Source organism: Pseudomonas sp. LH21 (assembly GCF_036549575.1).
Taxonomy (GTDB): Bacteria; Pseudomonadota; Gammaproteobacteria; order Pseudomonadales; family Pseudomonadaceae; genus Aquipseudomonas; species Aquipseudomonas peradeniyensis.
Genome location: NZ_CP144367.1, coordinates 1,056,128 through 1,077,931 on the forward strand (window position 1 = coordinate 1,056,128; position 21,804 = coordinate 1,077,931).

At 65.9% G+C, this 21,804-nt stretch carries 21 protein-coding genes; 14 read left to right on the forward strand and 7 right to left on the reverse strand.

Annotated elements, in window-relative coordinates:
• Nucleotides 1-41: 41 nt before the first annotated feature.
• The 4 genes from VUG52_RS04975 to gatC form a co-directional block, all read right to left on the reverse strand.
• The gene (locus VUG52_RS04975; protein WP_052896239.1) at nt 42-416 is read right to left on the reverse strand and encodes a septal ring lytic transglycosylase RlpA family protein; all 375 of its coding nucleotides are present in this window, start codon (nt 414-416) and stop codon (nt 42-44) included.
• A 112-nt stretch (nt 417-528) separates the two neighbouring features.
• A complete protein-coding gene (gene gatB, locus VUG52_RS04980) occupies nt 529-1,974 on the reverse strand; it encodes an Asp-tRNA(Asn)/Glu-tRNA(Gln) amidotransferase subunit GatB (RefSeq protein ID WP_050704079.1) in 1,446 nt (481 codons plus the stop codon).
• An 11-nt stretch (nt 1,975-1,985) separates the two neighbouring features.
• Nucleotides 1,986-3,437: an Asp-tRNA(Asn)/Glu-tRNA(Gln) amidotransferase subunit GatA gene (gene gatA, locus VUG52_RS04985; RefSeq protein WP_050704080.1), complete on the reverse strand. Its 1,452-nt coding sequence runs from the start codon at nt 3,435-3,437 to the stop codon at nt 1,986-1,988.
• 15 nt (nt 3,438-3,452) lie between these two features.
• A complete protein-coding gene (gene gatC, locus VUG52_RS04990; protein ID WP_050704081.1) occupies nt 3,453-3,740 on the reverse strand; it encodes an Asp-tRNA(Asn)/Glu-tRNA(Gln) amidotransferase subunit GatC in 288 nt (95 codons plus the stop codon).
• 203 nt (nt 3,741-3,943) lie between these two features.
• On the opposite strand from gatC, the gene mreB reads away from it, so the two are divergent.
• From mreB to tldD, 8 genes are all read left to right on the forward strand, one after another.
• On the forward strand, nt 3,944-4,981 hold the full coding sequence (mreB, locus tag VUG52_RS04995) for a rod shape-determining protein MreB (RefSeq protein ID WP_003255163.1): 1,038 nt from the start codon (nt 3,944-3,946) through the stop codon (nt 4,979-4,981).
• 161 nt (nt 4,982-5,142) lie between these two features.
• Nucleotides 5,143-6,171 (forward strand): rod shape-determining protein MreC, encoded by a 1,029-nt coding sequence (gene mreC / locus VUG52_RS05000; protein ID WP_082337643.1) that lies wholly within the window; start codon nt 5,143-5,145, stop codon nt 6,169-6,171.
• Nucleotides 6,171-6,659, forward strand: a complete 489-nt coding sequence (mreD, locus tag VUG52_RS05005; protein WP_028689641.1) for a rod shape-determining protein MreD — start codon at nt 6,171-6,173, stop codon at nt 6,657-6,659. Before mreC ends, mreD begins: the two co-directional genes overlap by 1 nt.
• Nucleotides 6,660-6,691: 32 nt before the next feature.
• Nucleotides 6,692-7,291 carry a Maf family protein gene (locus tag VUG52_RS05010; RefSeq protein WP_050704082.1) on the forward strand — a complete coding sequence of 200 codons (600 nt, stop codon included), beginning with the start codon at nt 6,692-6,694 and terminating at the stop codon, nt 7,289-7,291.
• 54 nt (nt 7,292-7,345) lie between these two features.
• The gene (gene rng / locus VUG52_RS05015) at nt 7,346-8,803 is read left to right on the forward strand and encodes a ribonuclease G (RefSeq protein ID WP_050704083.1); all 1,458 of its coding nucleotides are present in this window, start codon (nt 7,346-7,348) and stop codon (nt 8,801-8,803) included.
• An 82-nt stretch (nt 8,804-8,885) separates the two neighbouring features.
• Nucleotides 8,886-12,701 (forward strand): YhdP family protein, encoded by a 3,816-nt coding sequence (locus tag VUG52_RS05020; RefSeq protein WP_050704084.1) that lies wholly within the window; start codon nt 8,886-8,888, stop codon nt 12,699-12,701.
• Nucleotides 12,702-12,713: 12 nt separating this feature from the next.
• Nucleotides 12,714-13,565, forward strand: a complete 852-nt coding sequence (locus tag VUG52_RS05025) for a carbon-nitrogen hydrolase family protein (RefSeq protein WP_050704085.1) — start codon at nt 12,714-12,716, stop codon at nt 13,563-13,565.
• A 2-nt stretch (nt 13,566-13,567) separates the two neighbouring features.
• Nucleotides 13,568-15,007 (forward strand): metalloprotease TldD, encoded by a 1,440-nt coding sequence (tldD, locus tag VUG52_RS05030; RefSeq protein ID WP_050704086.1) that lies wholly within the window; start codon nt 13,568-13,570, stop codon nt 15,005-15,007.
• A 77-nt stretch (nt 15,008-15,084) separates the two neighbouring features.
• On the opposite strand, the gene yjgA is transcribed toward tldD, so the two are convergent.
• Nucleotides 15,085-15,606, reverse strand: coding sequence for a ribosome biogenesis factor YjgA (gene yjgA / locus VUG52_RS05035; protein ID WP_028689647.1), 522 nt, complete (start codon nt 15,604-15,606; stop codon nt 15,085-15,087).
• A 109-nt stretch (nt 15,607-15,715) separates the two neighbouring features.
• On the opposite strand from yjgA, the gene pmbA reads away from it, so the two are divergent.
• The 6 genes from pmbA to VUG52_RS05065 all read left to right on the forward strand — a co-directional run bounded on the left by pmbA (nt 15,716) and on the right by VUG52_RS05065 (nt 21,046).
• Nucleotides 15,716-17,062 carry a metalloprotease PmbA gene (pmbA, locus tag VUG52_RS05040; protein WP_050704087.1) on the forward strand — a complete coding sequence of 449 codons (1,347 nt, stop codon included), beginning with the start codon at nt 15,716-15,718 and terminating at the stop codon, nt 17,060-17,062.
• A gap of 208 nt (nt 17,063-17,270) precedes the next feature.
• Nucleotides 17,271-17,672 carry a hypothetical protein gene (locus VUG52_RS05045; protein WP_050704088.1) on the forward strand — a complete coding sequence of 134 codons (402 nt, stop codon included), beginning with the start codon at nt 17,271-17,273 and terminating at the stop codon, nt 17,670-17,672.
• On the forward strand, nt 17,665-19,041 hold the full coding sequence (locus VUG52_RS05050) for a class II fumarate hydratase (RefSeq protein ID WP_050704089.1): 1,377 nt from the start codon (nt 17,665-17,667) through the stop codon (nt 19,039-19,041). Before VUG52_RS05045 ends, VUG52_RS05050 begins: the two co-directional genes overlap by 8 nt.
• A gap of 25 nt (nt 19,042-19,066) precedes the next feature.
• Nucleotides 19,067-19,528, forward strand: a complete 462-nt coding sequence (locus VUG52_RS05055; RefSeq protein ID WP_050704090.1) for a DUF2753 family protein — start codon at nt 19,067-19,069, stop codon at nt 19,526-19,528.
• A 1-nt stretch (nt 19,529) separates the two neighbouring features.
• Complete coding sequence (locus VUG52_RS05060; protein ID WP_050704091.1) at nt 19,530-20,147, forward strand: superoxide dismutase; 618 nt, start codon at nt 19,530-19,532, stop codon at nt 20,145-20,147.
• A gap of 5 nt (nt 20,148-20,152) precedes the next feature.
• Nucleotides 20,153-21,046: a ZIP family metal transporter gene (locus VUG52_RS05065; RefSeq protein WP_050704092.1), complete on the forward strand. Its 894-nt coding sequence runs from the start codon at nt 20,153-20,155 to the stop codon at nt 21,044-21,046.
• Nucleotides 21,047-21,086: 40 nt separating this feature from the next.
• Here the strand turns inward: VUG52_RS05065 and VUG52_RS05070 are convergent, their stop codons facing one another.
• Both VUG52_RS05070 and VUG52_RS05075 read right to left on the reverse strand, forming a co-directional pair.
• Entirely contained in the window at nt 21,087-21,407 is a 321-nt protein-coding gene (locus VUG52_RS05070) for a helix-turn-helix domain-containing protein (RefSeq protein ID WP_050704093.1), read from the reverse strand.
• Complete coding sequence (locus VUG52_RS05075; RefSeq protein ID WP_050704094.1) at nt 21,404-21,772, reverse strand: type II toxin-antitoxin system RelE/ParE family toxin; 369 nt, start codon at nt 21,770-21,772, stop codon at nt 21,404-21,406. The genes VUG52_RS05070 and VUG52_RS05075 overlap by 4 nt, the downstream gene beginning before the upstream one ends.
• Nucleotides 21,773-21,804: the final 32 nt, after the last annotated feature.

Below are 21,804 nucleotides of genomic sequence, written 5' to 3' on the forward strand. Positions count from 1 at the left end.
GGAGGGTGGCCAGGTCGAAAATGGCGAGGGCTCCAGTCAGGTCAATCGCTCAGACCTTGTACCCGGACTCGCGCGGTTCCGCTACGGAGCATGCCGATTTTTTCTGCGGCGGCGCGTGACAGGTCGATCAGCCGGCCACGGGTATGCGGGCCGCGGTCGTTGATGCGCACCACGACGCTGCGCTGGTTGGACAGGTTGGTGACCAGCACCCGGCTGCCGAAGGGCAGGCTGCGGTGGGCGGCGGTGAGGCCGTGCTGGTTGAAGGGTTCGCCGCTGGCGGTGCGTTTGCCGTGGTGACGGGCGCCGTAGTAGGAGGCGGTGCCGGTCTGGTCGTAGCCGCGAGGGTCGATGTCATGGCTGGCGCAGCCGGCCAGGAGGGAGAAGAGGGTGAGGGTGGTGAGGGAACGCTTGATCAAGTCGAATGCTCCGATTCAGGCACTGGGACCGCTATGCGGTCCTTTCGCGGCACAAGGCCGCTCCTACAGGTACAGCGTGACCTGTGGGAGCGGGCTTGCCCCGCGATCGGGATCACCCTTCGAGCTTGGCCTTGAGCAATTGGTTCACTTGCCCCGGGTTGGCCTTGCCTTTCGACGCCTTCATCGCCTGGCCGACGAAGAAGCCGAACATCTTGCCGCGCTTGGCCTCGTCGGCGGCGCGGTACTGTTCGACCTGTTCGGCGTTGGCGGCGAGCATCTCGTCGAGCATCTTGTCGATTGCGCCGGTGTCGGTGACCTGCTTGAGACCTTTGCTTTCGATGATGCCGTCGGCATCGCCTTCACCGGCGGCCATGGCCTCGAACACGGTTTTGGCGATCTTGCCGCTGATGGTGTTGTCGCGGATGCGCAGCAGCATGCCGCCGAGGTGCTCGGCGCTGACCGGCGACTGGTCGATCTCGACACCCAGCTTGTTCAGCAGGCTGCCCAGCTCGACCATGACCCAGTTGGCGGCCAGCTTGGCGTCGCCGCCGATCTTCACCACCTGCTCGAAGTAGTCGGCCTGCTCGCGGCTGGAGGCCAGCACGTTGGCGTCGTAGGCCGACAGGCCGTACTGGCTCTGGAAGCGCTCGACCTTCTGCGGCGGCAGCTCCGGCAGGGCGGCGCGCACGCTGTCGAGGAAGCTCGGCTCGATGACCACCGGCAGCAGGTCAGGGTCGGGGAAGTAACGGTAGTCGTTGGCTTCCTCCTTGCTGCGCATGGAGCGGGTCTCGTCCTTGTTCGGGTCGTACAGGCGGGTTTCCTGCACCACCTTGCCGCCATCCTCGATCAGGTCGATCTGGCGCTGGATCTCGCTGTTGATCGCCCGCTCGATGAAGCGGAACGAGTTGACGTTCTTGATCTCGCAGCGGGTGCCGAACTCGGTCTGGCCTTTCGGGCGGATCGAGACGTTGCAGTCGCAACGCAGCGAGCCTTCGGCCATGTTGCCGTCGCAGATGCCCAGGTAGCGCACCAGGGCGTGGATGGCCTTGACGTAGGCCACGGCCTCTTTGGCGCTGCGCATGTCCGGCTCGGAGACGATCTCCAGCAGCGGCGTGCCGGCGCGGTTCAGGTCGATGCCGGTGGCGCCGTTGAAGTCTTCGTGCAGGCTCTTGCCGGCATCTTCTTCAAGGTGCGCGCGGGTCACGCCGATGCGCTTGATGGTGCCGTCTTCCAGGGCGATGTCCAGGTGGCCCTTGCCGACGATCGGCAGGTCCATCTGGCTGATCTGATAGCCCTTGGGCAGGTCGGGGTAGAAGTAGTTCTTGCGCGCGAACACGTTGCGCGGGCCGATCTCGGCATCGATCGCCAGGCCGAACATGCACGCCATGCGCACGGCTTCCTGGTTGAGCACCGGCAGCACGCCGGGCATGCCCAGGTCGACCAGGCTGGCCTGGGTGTTCGGCTCGGAGCCGAAGGTGGTGGCGCTGCCGGAGAAGATCTTCGACTGGGTGGCGAGCTGGGTATGAATCTCCAGCCCGATCACAACTTCCCATTGCATGTGTGAACTCCTCAGAAGCCGTTGGGGGCGCGGGTGTGCCAGTCGGTGACTTGCTGGTAACGGTGCGCGATGTTGAGCAGGCGGCCTTCCTGGAAGTACGGGGCCAGCAGTTGCACGCCCACCGGCAGGCCGTCGACGAAGCCGGCCGGCATCGACAGGCCAGGCAGGCCCGCCAGGTTGGCGGTGATGGTGTAGAGGTCTTCAAGGTACTCGGCGACCGGGTCGCCGGCCTTGGCACCGATCTTCCAGGCCGGGTTCGGCGTGGTCGGGCCGATGATCACGTCGACCTCCTCGAAGGCGGCCATGAAGTCGTTCTTGATCAGTCGGCGGATCTGCTGCGCCTTGACGTAGTAGGCGTCGTAGTAGCCGGCCGACAGGGCGTAGGTGCCGACCATGATGCGGCGCTGCACTTCGGCACCGAAGCCTTCACCACGGGAACGCTTGTACAGGTCGGTGAGGTCCTTGGGATCCTCGCAACGGTAGCCGAAGCGCACGCCGTCGAAACGCGACAGGTTGGAGGAGGCCTCCGCCGGGGCGATCACGTAGTACGCCGGAATGGCGTGCTGCATGTTCGGCAGGCTGATTTCCTTGACCACCGCGCCGAGCTTCTCCAGCTCCTTGACGCTGGCCTGGACCAGGTCGGCGATGCGCGGGTCGAGGCCGGCGCCGAAGTATTCCTTCGGCAGGCCGATGCGCAGGCCTTGCAGCGAGGCGTTCAGGTTGGCGCTGAAGTCCGGCACCGGCTCGTCGACCGAGGTCGAGTCCTTGGTGTCGAAGCCGGCCATGCCTTGCAGCAGCAGGGCACAGTCCTCGGCGGTGCGGGCCAGCGGGCCGCCCTGGTCGAGGCTCGAGGCGTAGGCGATCATGCCCCAGCGCGACACGCGGCCGTAGGTGGGCTTGAGGCCGGTGAGGTTGGTCAGCGCCGCCGGCTGGCGGATCGAGCCGCCGGTGTCGGTGCCAGTGGTGGCCGGCAGCAGGCGCGCGGCCACGGCGGCGGCCGAGCCGCCGGACGAGCCGCCCGGCACGTGCTCGAGGTTCCACGGGTTCTTCACCGCGCCGTAGTGGCTGGACTCGTTGGCCGAGCCCATGGCGAATTCGTCCATGTTGGTCTTGCCCAGGGTGACCATGCCGGCCTCGGCCAGCTTGGCAACCACGGTGGCGTCGTACGGGGCGGTGAAGTTGTCGAGCATCTTCGAGCCGCAGCTGGTGCGCACGCCGTTGGTGCAGAACAGGTCTTTGTGGGCGATCGGCGCGCCCAGCAGCGCGCCGGTCTCGCCGGCGGCGCGACGGGCGTCGGCGGCGCGCGCCTGCTCCAGGGCCTGGGTTTCGGTGATGGTGATGAAGCTGTTGAGCTGCGGGTCGAGCTGCTTGATGCGCGACAGCAGGGCGCCGGTCAGTTCTTCCGAGGAGAACGACTTGTCGGCGAGGCCACGGGCGATCTCGGCCAGAGTGAGTTGATGCATGGCAGGCGCTATCCCTTAATCGATGACTTTCGGAACCAGGTACAGACCGTTCTCGGTCGACGGAGCGACGGCCTGGTAGCGGTCGCGCTGGTTGCTTTCGGTGACCTGGTCGGGACGCAGGCGCTGGGTGGTCTCCAGCGGGTGGGCGAGGGGTTCCACGCCGGAGGTGTCGACGGCTTGCATCTGGTCGACCAGCCCGAGAATACTGTTCAAGGCATCGGTGGTGCGTGGCAATTCGCCTTCATTCAGGCCCAGGCGGGCCAGATGGGCGATCTTTTCCACGTCGGAGCGTTGAAGCGCCATGGGGATCTCCAGGAAAACGACAGACGGAATGAGTCCGCAAATGAGGAACATGCTGGGATTCTGGCGGTCAAAGGGCCGCGATCATCGGCAGGCATGCTCGGAAAAACAGCCAATTTAACATATTGGCTCCTTGCCCAAAATCCCTGCCATTGTTAGAGTTTGCCGCACTTTTTTACCCACGCTTTCCCCAGGGTCACTTTCCCATGTTCAAGAAACTGCGTGGCATGTTTTCCAGCGATCTGTCCATCGACCTGGGTACTGCCAACACCCTTATTTACGTGCGTGAGCGCGGTATCGTCCTGAATGAGCCCTCGGTGGTTGCCATCCGCACCCACGGCAACCAGAAAAGCGTCGTCGCAGTCGGTACCGAAGCCAAGCGCATGCTGGGCCGTACGCCTGGCAACATTGCAGCCATTCGCCCGATGAAGGACGGCGTGATCGCCGACTTCAGCGTTTGTGAAAAAATGTTGCAGTACTTCATCAACAAAGTGCACGAAAACAGCTTCCTGCAGCCCAGCCCTCGCGTGCTGATCTGCGTGCCGTGCAAGTCGACCCAGGTCGAGCGCCGCGCCATCCGTGAATCGGCCCTTGGCGCCGGTGCCCGCGAAGTGTTCCTGATCGAAGAGCCAATGGCCGCCGCCATCGGTGCCGGCCTGCCGGTCGAAGAGGCCCGCGGCTCGATGGTCGTCGACATCGGTGGCGGTACCACCGAAATCGCCCTGATCTCGCTCAACGGCGTGGTCTACGCCGAATCCGTTCGCGTCGGCGGCGACCGCTTCGACGAAGCCATCGTCACCTACGTGCGCCGCAACTACGGCAGCCTGATCGGCGAATCCACCGCCGAGCGCATCAAGCAGGAAATCGGTACCGCCTACCCGGGCGGCGAAGTGCGCGAAGTCGACGTCCGTGGCCGCAACCTGGCCGAAGGCGTGCCGCGTGCCTTCACCCTGAACTCCAACGAAGTGCTCGAAGCGCTGCAGGAATCCCTGGCGACCATCGTCCAGGCGGTCAAGAGCGCCCTGGAGCAGTCGCCGCCCGAGCTGGCCTCGGACATCGCCGAGCGTGGCCTGGTGCTGACCGGCGGTGGCGCGCTGCTGCGCGACCTCGACAAGCTGCTGGCCCAGGAAACCGGCCTGCCGGTGATCGTCGCCGAAGACCCGCTGACCTGCGTCGCCCGCGGCGGTGGTCGTGCGCTGGAGATGATGGACAAGCACGCCATGGACCTGCTCTCCAGCGAGTGATCGCTGTGCAGTAGCATCCTCAGGTTTACAGGTGGCACGCACAGTGCTACCTGTATGCGCTGTGCTGGCGCCCGCCCGGGCGCCGTTTCCGTCAATCCGCAGCAGGCCGGTGCATTGCCCCATGTCCCATGACCTTCTGAGTCGTCCACGAGGAACGGCCCATTAAACCGCTTTTCTCCAAGGGCCCCTCGCTGGGCGTTCGCCTGCTCGTGCTGGTGGTGATGTCGGTCGCGCTGATGGTGGTCGACTCGCGCTTCGACCTGCTCAAGCCGGTGCGCAGCCAGATGGGCCTGGTGCTGATGGAATCCTACTGGATCACCGATCTGCCACAGCGCATGTGGCAGGGCGTGGCCGGCCAGTTCGGCAGCCGCACCGAGCTGATCGCCGAGAACGAGAAACTCAAGACCGAGGCCCTGCTGTTGCAGGGGCGCCTGCAGAAGCTGGCGGCCCTGACCGAGCAGAACGTGCGCCTGCGCGAGTTGCTCAACTCCTCGGCGCTGGTCAACGAGAAGGTCGAGGTCGCCGAGCTGATCGGTGTCGACCCCAATCCCTTCACTCACCGCATCCTGATCAACAAGGGCGAGCGCGACGGCGTGTTTCTCGGCCAGCCGGTGCTTGATGCCCGTGGCCTGATGGGCCAGGTGGTCGAGCTGATGCCATACACCTCGCGGGTGCTGCTGCTCACCGACACTACCCACAGTATTCCGGTGCAGGTCAACCGCAACGGTCTGCGCGCCATCGCCAGCGGCACCGGCAATCCGGAGCGCCTCGAACTGCGCCATGTGGCCGACACCGCCGACATCAAGGAAGGCGACCTGCTGGTCAGTTCCGGCATGGGCCAGCGCTTCCCGGCCGGTTATCCGGTGGCCACGGTCAATGAAGTGATCCACGACTCCGGCCAGCCGTTCGCCATCGTCCGTGCCATTCCGACCGCCGCGCTCAACCGCAGCCGCTACATGCTGCTGGTGTTCAGCGACCGGCGCACTCCGGAAGAGCGCGCCACCGAGGCGGCGATTGCCCAGGAAGAAGCCGACCGCCAAGGCGCCGGCCATACTCCGCCAGCAGCCACGCCCGCGCCGGCCCATGCCGCGCAGCCCGCGTCTGGCAACGCTCCCGCGGCTGCGCCAACGACGCCCAGCCCGGCACCGGCGCAACCGGCCGCCACGCCCGCCCAACCCCGGAGACAATAATGGCCAGCACCCGTAGCAGAAACGGCTGGGCCATCTGGCTGACCTTCGCCATCGGCCTGTTGCTCAGCGTCTCGCCCATGCCGCAGTTCATGGAAGTGTTCCGGCCTATGTGGCTGGCCCTGCTGCTGGCCTTCTGGACCCTCGCCGTGCCCGGCAAGGTCGGCATGACCACGGCATTCCTGCTCGGCCTGGCCGAGGATGTGCTGTACGGCACCCTGCTCGGCCAGAATGCCCTGATCCTTACCCTGATCACCTTCCTGGTGCTGTCGTTGCAGCAGCGCCTGCGCATGTTCCCCATGTGGCAGCAGAGCCTGGTGATCCTGGTGATCTTCGGCATCGCCCAGCTGATCCAGCTGTGGCTCAGCGCGCTCACCGGCAATCGCCTGCCGACCCTGGCCCTGGTCTGGTCGGCGGTGATCAGCGCCCTGCTCTGGCCCTGGGTGAGTTTCGCCCTGCGCGGCCTGCGCGTTCGCCTGCACATTCACTGACGAGCCGCCGCCACTGACAGGGAGATGTCCATATGACTCAGCTGTACCTGGCCTCCGGCTCGCCGCGCCGGCGTGAACTGCTGACCCAGATCGGCGTGCCGTTCACCGTCGTCAGCGCACCCATTGATGAAACCCCGCTGCCGGGCGAAGCCCCGGCGGCCTATGTCGAGCGCCTGGCCCAGGCCAAGGCCGTGGCGGGCTTCGCCCACACCGACGGCGCCGGGGTGGTACTGGGCGCCGACACCACCGTGGTGCTCGATGGCCAGATCCTCGGCAAACCGGAGAACCGCGAGCAGGCGCTGGCCATGCTTGGCGACCTGTCCAAGCGCGAGCACCAGGTGCTCACTGCCGTGGCGCTGACCGACGGCCAGCGCAGCATCAGCCGCTGCGTCAGCACCACCGTGCGTTTTCGCACCATCTCCTTCGAGGAAGCACTGCGCTACTGGGACAGCGGCGAACCGGTCGACAAGGCCGGCGGCTATGCCATCCAGGGCCTGGGTGCGGTGTTCGTCAGCGCTATCGAGGGCAGCTACTCGGCCGTGGTCGGCCTGCCCCTGAGCGAGACCGCCGAGCTGCTCGAGCAGTTCGCCATCCCCTGTTGGCAGCAGCAAGAGGATATGACACCGCGCTAGCCAGCCATCCCGCAGCGATCCATGATTACCCGAGACCTTTGACGAGAGCCTGCCATGAGTGAAGAGATCCTGATCAACATCACCCCAATGGAGTCACGCGTGGCGGTGGTGGAGAACGGCGTCCTGCAGGAAGTGCACGTGGAGCGCACCCAGCGCCGAGGCATCGTTGGCAACATCTACAAAGGCAAGGTGGTACGGGTCCTGCCGGGCATGCAGGCGGCGTTCGTCGACATCGGCCTGGAGCGGGCGGCGTTCATTCATGCCTCGGAGATCTCCCAGCGCGAAGGCTCGGCGGTGGAAAACATCACCGCGCTGGTGCACGAAGGCCAGGCGCTGGTGGTGCAGGTCACCAAGGACCCCATCGGCAGCAAGGGCGCGCGCCTGACCACCCAGCTGTCGATTCCGTCGCGCTACCTGGTGTACATGCCGCGCAGCAGCCATGTCGGCATTTCCCTGAAGATCGAGGAAGAAGCCGAGCGCGAGCGCCTCAAGCAGGTGGTCACCGACTGCATGGCCCAGGAAGACATGAAGGACGCCGGCGGATTCATCCTGCGCACCGCCGCCGAGGGCGCCCGCGCCGAGGACATCCTCCAGGACATTCGTTACCTGCGCCGCCTGTGGGAGCAGATCGGCTCGCAGATCAAGACCTGCGGTGCGCCCGTGGTCATCTACGAGGATCTTGGCCTGGCCTTGCGCACCCTGCGTGACCTGGTCAACCCCAAGATCGAGAAGATCCGCATCGACTCGCGGGAAACCTTCCAGAAGACCACGCAGTTCGTCGCCGAGCTGATGCCGGAGATCGCCGATCGCCTGGAGCATTACCCCGGTGAGCGGCCGATCTTCGACCTGTATGGCGTGGAAGACGAGATCCAGCGCGCCCTCGAGCGCAAGGTGCCGCTCAAGTCCGGCGGCTACCTGGTGGTCGACCCGGCCGAGGCGATGACCACTATCGACGTCAACACCGGGGCGTTCGTCGGCCATCGCAACCTCGAAGAAACCATCTTCAAGACCAATCTCGAGGCCGCCACCGCCATTGCCCGGCAACTGCGCCTGCGCAACATCGGCGGGATCATCATCATCGACTTCATCGACATGGAAGACGAGGAGCACCAGCGCCAGGTCCTGCGAACCCTGGAGAAGCAGCTCGAACGTGATCATGCCAAGACCAACATCATCGGCATCACCGAGCTGGGCCTGGTGCAGATGACCCGCAAGCGCACCCGCGAAAGCCTTGAGCAGGTGCTGTGCGAGCCCTGCGCGGCGTGCCAGGGGCGCGGCAAGCTGAAGACTCCCGAGACGATCTGTTACGAAATTTTCCGCGAGATCCTGCGCGAGGCCCGTGCCTACCAGGCCGAGGGCTATCGGGTGCTGGCCAACCAGAAGGTGGTTGACCGCCTGCTCGATGAAGAATCGGGCAACGTCGCCGAACTGGAGACGTTCATCGGGCGAACCATCCGCTTCCAGGTGGAGTCCATGTATTCCCAGGAACAATACGATGTGGTGCTGCTCTGACCTTCGCTAATGGCGGTCGCCCCATGGACGGGCTGGCAAAGCGCTATTCACCGGCCATAGTTAAGGGACGACTTGGAGGGCCATGGCCATGGAACGTCTGACCCGCGTTCTGGGCGCCTTGACCCGCTGGGGGCTGGGAATCTGCGCCCTGCTGGCGGTGCTGGTGGCGCTGTATGTCAGCCTCGGTCGGCAACTGGTGCCCCTGGTTGCAGAATACCGTGCCGACGCCGAACTCAAGGCCGAACAGGCCTTGGGCATGCCCGTGCACGTCGGTGCCCTGGAGGGGCGCTGGAGTGGCCTGGCGCCGGTGTTGCGCGTGCGCGACCTGCAGTTGGGCGAAGGCACGGCGGCCCTGCGCCTGGACGACGTCAAGCTGGTACCCGACCTGTGGGCCAGCCTCAAGGCCCGTGAAGTGCGCCTGGCGCGCATCCAGCTCAGCGGGCTGCAACTGATCCTGCGCGAGAGCGAGCAGGGAACCTGGACCCTCGAAGGCCTGCCGCAGAAGGATGATTCGCCGCTCGATCCGGCCGATGCGCTCAAGCGCCTGCGCCAACTGGGGCGGATCGATGTGTTCGACAGCCAGGTCACCCTGCATCCCTGGCAACGCGATCCCCTGACCCTCACCTATGTCAGCCTGGGATTGCAGGCCGGGGCGTCGCGCCAGAGCGTCGACCTGCGCGCGACGCTGCCCGATGGCCAGCCCTTGGCCCTGAGCCTGAACAGCCGCGCCACCGCCAAGGCCTGGCGCGACGGTCGCGTGCAGGCCTACCTGAGCCTGCCGCAAAGCGATTGGGCGCGCTGGCTGCCGCCGCAGCTGCTGGGCCAGTGGCAGGCCGACACCCTGCGTGCCGGTGGCGAGTTCTGGATCGACTGGAGCAAGGGGCAGTTGCAGCAGGCGATGGTTCGTCTCAACGCCCCGCAGCTCAAGGGCGCCTACACCGGGCGCAAGGCCATCACCCTGGACAACCTGGCCCTGTCGGCCTGGTTCCAGCGCCAGGACCAGGGCTTCGACGTCGTTGTCGACTCCCTGGCCATGAGCCTGGGCAAGACCCGCTGGGAGTCTCACCTGCAACTGGCGCAGCGTCCTGGTCAGAGCCCGGCCGAGGAAAGCTGGCAGGTGCAGGCCGACCGCCTCGACCTGACCCCGCTCACTCCGGTGATCGACGCCCTGGCGCCGTTGCCGGACAAACTGATGACGGTGGTCGACGCGCTCAAGGTGACCGGCGCGCTGCGCAACGTGCGCCTGGACATCCGCCCCAAGGCCGAGGGCGACCAGCGCCTGCAGTTCGCCGCCAACCTGGAGAAAGTCGGCTTTGACGCCTATCACGGCGCGCCGGCCGCCGGCAACGTCAGCGGCGCCATCAGCGGTGACCTCGGGCACGGCGAACTGCGCCTGGATACCCAGGCCTTCATGCTGCATCTGTACCCGATCTTCGGCAAACCCTGGCATTACCCGAAGGCCAACGCACGGCTGACCTGGACCCTGGACAAGGAAGCCTTCACCCTGGTGGCTCCCTACATCAAGGTGCTGGGCGACGAGGGCAAGATCGCCGCGGACTTCCTGATTCGCATCCACCTGCAACCGGGCCATGAAGACTACATGGACCTGCGCGTCGGCCTCACCGAGGGCGACGGTCGCTACACCGCCAAGTACCTGCCCGAGGTGCTCAGCCCGGCCCTGGACGAATGGCTGCGCAGCGCCATCGTCAAGGGCAATGTCGACGAGGGTTACTTCCAGTACCAGGGCTCGCTGCATCACAACGCGCCGCCCCATGCCCGCGATATCAGCCTGTTCTTCAAGGTCCACGACGCCGCGCTGGATTTCCAGCCGGGCTGGCCGCAGGTGCAGCAGGTCGACGGCAATGTCTACATCGAGGACACCGGCGTGCGCATCCAGGCCCGCAAAGGTCTGCTGCTGGACACCCAGGTCAGCGATGTCAGCGTCGACATTCCCCATGTCGAGGGCGACCAGCACAGCCACCTGTTCCTCGATGGCGACTTCGACGGCAGCCTCGGCGATGGCCTGAAGATCCTCAAGGAAGCGCCCATCGGCACGGGCGAGATCTTTGCTGGCTGGGAGGGTGAAGGCCCGCTCAAAGGCAAGGTCAAGCTCGATATCCCCCTGGCCCATGGGCAACGGCCCAAGGTGCTGGTGGACTTCGCGACCCACGACGCGACCCTGAAAGTGGCGCCGCCGAGCCTGGAACTGACCCAGCTCAAAGGCGACTTCGCCTTCGATTTCGACAAGGGCCTGAGTGGCAAGGACATCAGCCTGCACGCCTTTGGCAAGCCGGTGACCGCGCAGATCACCGCCGAAGGGCAGGGTGGGCAGATCCAGACCCGCATCAACGCCAATGGCCAGGTCGGCCTCAAGGCCCTGACCGACTGGTTGCAGTACCAGCAGCCGCTGCCCGCCTCGGGTGAGCTGCCCTATCAGTTGCAGGTGACACTCGGCAGTCGCGACAACCGGTTGAGCGTCAACTCCTCGCTCAAGGGGCTGGCCATCGACTTGCCAGCGCCGTTTGGCAAGGCCGCCGGGGAAATACGCGACAGTCGCTTCGGCCTGACCCTGCAAGGCCCCGAGCGGCGCATCGATGCCAGCTACGCCGACCTTGCCCGCTTCGCCTACGCTGCGCCCACCGACAAGCTGGCCCAGGGACGTGGCGAGCTGCTGCTGGGCACGGGCGAAGCCAGCCTCCCCAGCGGCCAGGGCCTGCGTGTGCGTGGCCGGCTTGAGACCCTGGACCTGGCCCCCTGGCAGCAACAGATGGAGCGCCTGGCCGGCAAGGATCCGGGCGGCAGCGCCCGGCAGAACCTGCAGAGCGTGGACCTGAGCATCGGCCAGCTCAAGGCCTTCGGCATGGACCTCAACCAGGCGGTGATCCGCCTGATGCGCGGCGGCCCGGCCTGGGACCTGCGCCTGGACAGCAGGGAAGTCATCGGCAATGCCCGTATTCCCGATGCCAAGGCCACGCCCATGACCGTCCGGCTGCAGAGCCTGCGCCTGCCGCCGGCCGACCCGAATGAAGCCCAGGACGAGAACGCGCCGGACCCATTGGCCGGGGTCGACCCGCGCAAGGTGCCGCCGCTGGACCTGACCATCGACAAGCTGTATCGCGGCGACGACCTGTTCGGCAGTGTCAACCTGAAGCTGCGCCAGACCGCCAAAGGCATGGCCATGAGCGATGTCGACCTGGACCTCAAGGGGCTGCACATTGATGGCAGCGGTGGCTGGGAAGGCGAGCCGGGCAGCAGTTCGAGCTGGTACAAGGGCCGCCTGGACGGCAAGAACCTGGGTGATGTGCTCAAGGCCTGGGGCTTTGCGCCCACGGTCACCAGCCGCGACTTCCGCATGGACGTGGACGGCCGCTGGCCGGGCTCGCCGGCCTGGGTCAGCCTCAATCGCTATTCCGGCAGCCTCGACGCGGCCTTGCGCAGCGGCCAGTTCGTCGAGGTCGAGGGCAGCGCCCAGGCCTTGCGGGTGTTCGGGCTGCTCAACTTCAACTCCATCGGCCGGCGCCTGCGCCTGGACTTCTCCGACCTGTTCAGCAAGGGCCTGGCCTACGACCGGGTCAAGGGCCTGCTGGTGGCCAGCGAAGGGGTCTACGTGACCCGTGAGCCGATCACCGTCACCGGTCCGTCGAGCAACTTCGAGCTCGACGGCACCATGGACTTCGTCCGTGACCGGGTCGATGCCAAGCTGCTGGTGACGCTGCCGGTGACCAACAACCTGCCGCTGGCCGCGCTGATCGTCGGCGCGCCGGCGATCGGCGGCGCGTTGTTCCTGGTCGATCGCCTGATCGGTGACCGGGTGGCGCGCTTCGCCAGTGTGCACTATCGCGTCGAAGGTCCGGTCAAAGAGCCTAAAATCACCTTTGTGAAACCTTTCGACAAATAACCTGGGGTGGTCATGACGTCAGCTGTGATCCAGATGGTCAGCCAGGACGATGTGCTGGCCAACCTGCAACGTGCCACGGCACTGCTCGAGCAGGCCGCCGCCGGTGGCGCGCGCCTGGCGGTGCTGCCGGAGAACTTCGCCGCCATGGGCCGGCGCGACGCCGCGGCCATCGGTCGGGCCGAGGCGCTGGGCGAGGGGCCGATCCTGCCATGGTTGAAACGCACCGCCCGCGACCTCAGGTTATGGATAGTCGCCGGTACCTTGCCGCTGCCGCCGGTCGGCCAGCCGCACGCCAAGGCCCACGCCTGCTCGTTGCTGGTCGATGAGCACGGCGAGATCGCCGCCCGCTACGACAAGCTGCACCTGTTCGATGTAGACGTGGCCGACAACCGTGGCCGCTACCGTGAGTCGGACGACTACGCCCACGGCAGCCAGGTGGTGGTGGCCGACACGCCCGTGGGCCGGCTGGGCCTGTCGGTGTGCTACGACTTGCGCTTCCCCGAGCTGTACAGCGCCTTGCGCGCCGCCGGGGCCGAGCTGATCAGCGCACCGGCGGCGTTTACCGCGGTGACCGGAGCGGCGCATTGGGAAGTACTGATTCGCGCACGGGCCATCGAGACCCAGTGCTATGTATTGGCGGCCGCCCAGGGCGGCCTGCATCCGGGGCCGCGGGAAACCCACGGCCAGGCGGCGATCGTCGACCCCTGGGGGCGGATCGTCGCGCAACAGGCGCGGGGCGAAGCGGTATTGCTTGCCACGCGCGACAGTGAAGAACAGGCGTCCATCCGGGCGCGCATGCCGGTGGTCACGCACCGGCGCTTTTTCTCGCAGGACGCCTTGCGGCCTGCGCACACCTCGGAGTGACTATGAGCGAGATTTTATCCACCGTCAGCGAGCAGCTCCTGGCCCCGGGCGGCCTGACCCTCGACAGCCTGCAGACGGTGCTGGGCGAGCTGGCCGGCCCCGGCATCGATGCCGCCGACCTGTATTTCCAGGGCCAGATCTCGGAAACCTGGGCGCTGGAGGACGGCATCGTCAAGGAGGGCAGCTTCAACCTCGACCAGGGCGTGGGCGTGCGTGCCCAGTCCGGCGAGAAGACCGGCTTCGCCTACAGCAACGCGATCAACCTCGAAGCCCTGACCTCGGCGGCCCGCGCCGCCCGCTCGATCTCCCGTGCCGGGCAGGACGGCAAGGTGCAGGCGTTCCGCAGCCAGGATGTGACTGCCCTGTACGCGTCTGACAATCCACTGGATGTGCTGAGCCGCGCCGAGAAGGTCGAGCTGCTCAAGCGCGTCGATGCCGCCACCCGCGCCCTCGACCCGCGTATCCAGCAGGTCAGCGTGAGCATGGCCGGGGTCTGGGAGCGGATCCTGGTCGCCGCCGCCGATGGCAGCCTGGCCGCCGATGTGCGTCCGCTGGTGCGTTTCAACGTCAGTGTGATCGTCGAGCAGAACGGTCGTCGCGAGCGCGGTGGGCAGGGCGGTGGCGGTCGTACCGACTATCGCTTCTTCACCGAGGAGCGGGTGATGGGCTATGCCCGCGAGGCGCTGCGTCAGGCCCTGGTCAACCTCGAGGCGATCCCGGCGCCGGCTGGCACGTTGCCGGTGGTACTCGGCCCGGGTTGGTCCGGCGTGCTGTTGCACGAGGCAGTCGGTCACGGGCTGGAAGGCGATTTCAACCGCAAGGGCAGCTCGGCGTTCAGTGGGCGTATCGGCGAGCAAGTGGCCTCGAAACTGTGCACCATCGTCGACGACGGTACCCTGGAAGGCCGCCGCGGCTCGCTCAGCATCGATGATGAAGGCACGCCGACCGAGTGCACCACGCTGATCGAGAACGGCATCCTCAAGGGCTACATGCAGGACAAGCTCAACGCCCGCCTGATGGGCATGGCGGTGACCGGCAACGGCCGGCGTGAATCCTACGCCCACCTGCCGATGCCGCGCATGACCAACACCTACATGCGCGCCGGCGACAGCGACCCCGAGGAAATCATCAAGTCGGTGAAGAAGGGCATCTACTGCGCCAACCTCGGCGGTGGCCAGGTGGATATCACCAGCGGCAAGTTCGTGTTCTCCACCAGCGAGGCCTACCTGATCGAGGACGGCAAGATCACCGCGCCGGTGAAGGGCGCGACCTTGATCGGCAATGGCCCGGAGGCGATGCGGGGTGTGTCGATGGTCGGCAACGACCTGGCGCTGGACAGCGGCGTGGGTACGTGCGGGAAGGATGGGCAGTCTGTGCCGGTAGGCGTTGGCCAGCCGACCCTGAAGCTGGATGCGATCACTGTCGGTGGTACAGGGGCTTGATGATCAATCGCGGGGCAAGCCCGCTCCCACGCAGCCTTTCCAGGCATCTGTGGGAGCAGGCTTGCCCCGCGATGGCCTCAACGCAGGCCGCGCTGGACCTCGTCGAGGTCGCGGATGTACTTGAACACTTTACGCGCAGCCGCAGGCGGCTTGTTCCGCGCCTTCTCGTGCTGGGCATGGCGGATCAGCGAGCGCAGGTGCTGGCGATCGGTGTCGGGGAACTCGTTGACGAAGCGTTCGAGGTCCTCGTCGTTGCCGTCGATCAGACGGTCGCGCCAGCGCTCGAGGCCGTGAAAGCGCTCGTTGTACTGGCGAGTCGAGCTGTCGACCTGCTCGAGCACGGCATGGATGGCGTCCAGGTCCTGCACGCGCATCAGCTTGCCGACGAACGACATGTGGCGTTTGCGGGCGCCGTGGGCGGTGTGCTTGCTGGCTTCTTCCAGCGCCTTGCGCAGCTCGTCGGTCAACGGCAGGCGGGCCAGGGTGTCGGCCTTGAGGGTGGTGAGGCGCTCACCGAGCTCGACCAGCGCATGCAGCTCGCGCTTGATCTGGGTTTTGCTTTTTTCGCCGTCGAAGGCGTCGTCGTAAGAATCAACCATGGGGGCAGTCCGCAGGAAATCGCCGCCATGATAACCAGTCGGGGGCCGCTTGTCCGGCCCGGTCGTAGAATGACCCAAGCCGAACGCAGAATTTTCAGTGGAGAGAACCATGAGTGCAGTCCAGAGCGTAGGCCCCAAGGACCTGCCGGCGTTGCAGGAACAGGTCGAGGCGATCGTTGCCGAGGCGCGCCGCCAGGGCGCCAGCGCCTGCGAAGTGGCGGTGTCGCTGGAGCAGGGCCTGTCCACCACGGTGCGCCAGCGCGAAGTCGAGACGGTCGAGTTCAACCGCGACCAGGGCTTCGGCATCACCCTCTACGTTGGCCAGCGCAAGGGTTCGGCCAGCACCTCGGCCAGCGGCCCTGAGGCGATCCGCGAGACCGTCGCGGCGGCCCTGGCAATCGCCAGGCACACCTCCGAGGACGAGTGTTCGGGGCTGGCCGATGCCGCCTTGATGGCCCGCGAGATCCCTGACCTGGACCTGTACCACGACTGGGACATCGAGCCGGAGAAGGCCATCGAGATGGCGCTGGCCTGCGAGGCGGCGGCGTTCGATGCCGACAAGCGCATCCTCAACGCCGACGGCACCACCCTCAATACCCACCAGGGCGTGCGGGTCTATGGCAACAGCCACGGTTTCATTGGCGGCTACGCGTCCACCCGGCACAGCCTGAGCTGCGTGATGATCGCCGAGGCCGAAGGGCAGATGCAGCGCGACTACTGGTACGACGTCAATCGCCAGGGCAACCTGCTGGCCGACCCGCGCAGCATCGGCCAGCGCGCCGCGCAACGCGCCGCCAGCCGCCTGGGCGCGCGTCCGGTGCCGACCTGCGAGGTGCCGGTGCTGTTCTCGGCGGAGCTTGCCGGCGGCCTGTTCGGCAGCTTCCTGTCGGCGATTTCCGGCGGCAACCTGTACCGCAAGTCATCGTTCCTCGAAGGCACCATCGGCCAGCGCCTGTTCCCCACCTGGCTGACCCTCGACGAGCGACCGCACATCCCGCGTGCGCTGGGCAGCGCGGCGTTCGACGGCGATGGCCTGGCCACCTACGCCAAGCCGTTCGTCGACAAGGGCGAGCTGGTGTCCTACATCCTGGGCACCTATTCCGGGCGCAAGCTGAGCCTGCCGAGCACCGCCAACGCCGGGGGCGTGCACAACCTGTTCGTCACCCATGGCGTTGAGGACCAGGCGGCATTGATTCGCCGCATGGGCCGCGGCCTGCTGGTGACTGAGCTGATGGGGCATGGCCTGAACATGGTGACCGGTGACTATTCCCGTGGCGCGGCGGGCTTCTGGGTTGAAAACGGCGAGATCCAGTTCCCGGTCCAGGAAGTGACCATCGCCGGCAATATGAAGGACATGTTCCAGCAGATCGTGGCGATCGGCAGCGATATCGAGACCCGCAGCAATATCCACAGTGGCTCGGTGCTGATCGAGCGGATGACGGTGGCGGGCAGCTGATCGGCGCTCTATTGGCTGGGGAGGGTGGGAGCGGGCTTGCCCCGCGATAATCTCACCTGCAATCGCGAGGCAAGCTCGCTCCCACGCTGCCCTGCTCATGTCTTGTAAAAGACCCGGCCATCGCGCCGGGTTTCTTTTGCCCATCGCCTGGCTTGAACTGATTCTATTTATCACATAATAATGAATATCATTATCCAGTAACCCGGCGATGATGTTCATGAAACCCGTCCTCCACGAACTGCCCTACCTGGAAAACTGGCGCTGGCTCAGCCGGCGCATCCGCTGCGCGCTCGAACCCGACGAGCCGCGCCTGATCGAGCATTACCTGGCCGAAGGTCGCTACCTGGTGTGCTGCACCGAAACCTCGCTCTGGACCGTGGCGCTGACCGCCTTCCGCCTGCTGCTGGATACCGCCAACGATCGCATGCTGCCGTGGCATTGGCGCTGCCTGTGCCTGGACCAGGCCTGGCGGCCCTTGCTCGACCTGCGCAACCTCGATCGCTGCGAACAGAACCAGCGTTGGCAGCCCTACGCGATGCAGCTCGCCAACAGCGTGCTGCTGCCGTCGATTTCTCCCGAAGAACTGATGCAAGGACTTGAAGATGAGTGATACCCGTATCGAGCGTGACAGCATGGGTGAACTGCAGGTGCCGGCCCAGGCCCTGTACGGTGCCCAGACCCAGCGCGCGGTCGACAACTTCCCGGTCAGCGGCAAGCCGATGCCGGCCCAGTTCATCCGTGCCCTGCTGCTGGCCAAGGCGGCGGCGGCCAAGGCCAACGTCGAGCTGTCCCAGCTGAGCGCGGGGCAGGGCGAGGCCATCGTCAAGGCGGTGGAGCAACTGCTGGCCGGGGATTTCATCCAGCACTTCCCGGTGGATGTGTTCCAGACCGGCTCCGGCACCAGCTCGAACATGAACGCCAACGAGGTCATCGCCACCCTGGCCAGCCGCGTGCTGGGCGAGCCGGTCAATGCCAACGACCACGTCAACTGTGGCCAGAGCAGCAACGACATCATCCCCACCACCATCCACGTCAGCGCCGCCCTGGCCCTGCACGAGCAGTTGTTGCCGGCCCTGCGCCATCTCACTCAGGTGATCGAGGCCAAGGCGCTCGAAGTGCACAAGCACGTGAAGACCGGCCGCACCCACCTGATGGATGCCATGCCGGTGCGCATGAGCCAGGTGCTCGGCGGCTGGGCCGCGCAGGTCAAGGGCGCCCAGGCGCATATCGAAGCCACCCTGCCGAGCCTGCAGGCGCTGGCCCAGGGCGGCACCGCCGTGGGCACCGGCATCAACGCCCATCCGCTGTTCGCCGCAGGCTTTGCCCGCCAGTTGAGCGGCCTGACCCAGGTCAAGTTCACCCCCGGCGAGAACCTGTTCGCCCTGATCGGCTCCCAGGACACCGCCGTGGCCCTGTCCGGCCAGCTCAAGACCGCCGCCGTGGCGCTGATGAAGATCGCCAACGACCTGCGCTGGATGAACTCCGGCCCGCTCGCCGGCCTCGGTGAAATCGAGCTGCAGGGCTTGCAGCCGGGCTCGTCGATCATGCCGGGCAAGGTCAACCCGGTGATCCCGGAAGCCACCGCCATGGTCGCCGCCCAGGTGATCGGCAACGACGCCACCATCGCCGTGGCCGGGCAGTCGGGCAACTTCGAGCTCAACGTGATGCTGCCGGTGATCGCCCGCAATCTGCTGGAAAGCATCGAGCTGATGGCCAACGTCAGCCGCCTGCTGGCCGACAAGGCCATCGCCAGCTTCAAGGTCAACGAAACCAAGCTCAAGGAGGCGCTGTCGCGCAACCCGATCCTGGTCACCGCGTTGAACCCCATCATCGGCTACCTCAAGGCCGCCGAGATCGCCAAGACCGCCTACAAGCAGGGTCGTCCGATCATCGACGTGGCGCTGGAGCACACCGACCTGTCGCGTGACCAGCTCGAGGCGCTGCTGGATCCGGAAAAACTCACCGCCGGCGGCATCTGAGCCCGGGCCGCCCAGGAGACACGTCATGCAGCACTGGAAACGCACCACGCAAGACGCCAACCGCCTGTTCGAGCAGGGCGAGCTGGTCGATGCCCGGGAACACTACCTGCAAGCCCTGGCCCTGGCCCAGGTGCTATTCGAGCGCTGGCATGACGTCGACGAGGCGGTGGCCGCACTGGTCATTGCCCATCACAACCTGGCCGACCTGCACTTGCGCCTGAACCAGCCGCAGGAAAGCGCCGACTACCTGTGCGCGGCGCACCAGCGGCTGCTCCAGGCCAGCCAGGATCCGCGCCTGCCCCAGGCCCTGCGCGACGCCGCGTTGCGCCACAGCGGGCGCACCTACACCGAGTTGCTGAGCTTCATCGCCGAATACGGCCAATACCCGCGTACCGAGCGCCTGCTCAACCGGCAGGCCCCGGTGGCCGGCGAGCTGGTCGCACATACGGATATCACTGATCGCACACCTGCCTACGGAATCCACTGACATGCCGCATACCTTGCCTGCGTTGCCCTATGCCTACGATGCGCTGGAACCGCACATCGACACCCAGACCATGGAGATCCACCACAGCAAGCATCACCAGACCTACATCAACAACCTCAACGCCGCCATCGAGGGCACCGAGTGGGCCGAATGGCCGGTGGAACGCCTGGTGGGCGCGGTCAAGCAACTGCCCGAGAAGCTCCAGGGCGCGGTGATCAACCAGGGCGGCGGGCATGCCAACCACACCCTGTTCTGGACCGTCATGTCGCCCAAGGGCGGCGGCCAGCCGGCAGGGCAGGTGGCCAAGGCCATCGATGCGCAGCTCGGCGGCTTCGAGGCGTTCAAGGAGGCCTTCACCAAGGCCGCGCTGACCCGTTTCGGCAGCGGCTGGGCCTGGTTGAGCGTGACCCCGCAGAACACGCTGGTCGTTGAGAGCAGCGGCAACCAGGACAGCCCGCTGATGCACGGCAACACGCCGATCCTCGGCCTGGACGTGTGGGAGCACGCCTACTACCTGAAGTACCAGAACCGTCGTCCGGAATACATTGGCGCCTTCTACAACGTGGTCGACTGGGCCGAAGTGGAACGTCGCTACCTTGAAGCCCTGAAACGAGTCTGACCGGTATGCGCTCCGAGGTGATGTCTGTCAGCAGTGTGCGCCTGTTCCGCCTGGCGCTTGGGACCTTGCTGTTGCTGGTTGGCACCGCGTTGCTGGTGGCGCGGGGCATCGCCTGGCTGGACCTGGAGCCGCGCATGTTGCGTGCCCTTGAGGGCGGCGCATTGTGCGCGCTGGGGACGGCGTTGGGCGCGGTACCGGTATTGGTGATCCGTAACATGCCGGTGGCCGTGGCCGACACCTTGCTCGGCTTCGGCGCCGGGGTGATGCTGGCGGCCACCGCATTCTCGCTGATCATGCCCGGGCTGGATGCGGCCCAATCCATCGGTTTCAGCCCATGGGGCGCCGGTGGCCTGATCAGCGGCGGCCTGCTGTTCGGCGCGCTGTGCCTGTTCCTGGTCGACCTCAAGGTTTCCGGCACCTCGCCAGAGGCCCTGGTCGGCAACGATCAGCAGCCGGTGATCGCGGCGCGGATCTGGTTGTTCGTCATTGCCATCATCGCCCACAACATCCCCGAAGGCATGGCCATCGGTGTGTCCGCCGGCGGGGGCATGCCTGATGCCGACAGCCTGGCCATGGGCATCGCGCTGCAGGATGTACCGGAGGGCCTGGTGATCGCGCTGGTGCTGGCCGGGGCCGGCATGCCGCGGTTCAAGGCGTTCCTGATCGGCGCGGCGTCAGGGCTGGTCGAGCCGCTGGCTGCGGTGATCTGCGCCTGGCTGGTGAACATCGCCGAACTGCTGTTGCCGCTGGGCCTGGCCTGCGCGGCGGGGGCGATGCTGCTGGTGGTGACCCAGGAGATTATTCCCGAATCGCGCAGCAACGGGCATCACCGCCTGGCGAGCCTGGGGCTGTGTGTCGGGTTCTGCCTGATGATGGTGATGGACACGGCGCTGTCGTGAGAGGAGCAGGGGATGGAGTCAGCTTCTCGTTGGGCGTTGCTCAGGCGAAGATGACCTCCACCCGCCCTTGGGGACGTGAACGCGGTGCGGCCTTGACCACGATCTGCACGTCGCGGCCAAGGCGTGCCAGGCAGTCGATCATCTTGCTTTCGCTGATACCACGGAATTTTCCGCGAATCATTTCCGATACTTTTGGCTGAGGCAGGCCAAGGATTTGCGCGGCTTGCATCTGGGTCAGATGGCGGGCCTTGATGATGCTGCAGATCTTGCTCGCCAGGCGTGCCTTGACCAGCATCTCGTCTGCATCCGGGTAGTTGAGGTCTGCGTAGACATTGCCGCTGCCCTGTTCGATTTCGCTCATGCCTGGATTCCTTCTGAGTGGGCCTGTGCAAGCTTCAATCGCTTGCGCACCAGGGCGATGTCTGTTTCGGGCGTCCTGATGCCCGCCTTGGACTTCTTCTGGAAGCAATGCAAGACATACACCGCAGTGCCAAGGCGTACGGTATAGACCGCGCGATAGGCGTTGCCGTCATGGTCTTCCACGACTTCGAGCACGCCAGCGCCTGAAAATCCTCTTAGGACTTTAGCCTGTAGGTGCCTGCCTCCTGTCTGAGCCAGGTGCAGAGCAAAGCCGACGGTTTGCTGGACGTCCTCGGGGAGGCACAGCAGATCCTTTTTGCTGCTTGCGACCCAGTAAAGCGGCTTGGGTTGCCTGTCCGATTCCATGAAATCACCTGCTGAATTTATACCTATATAGG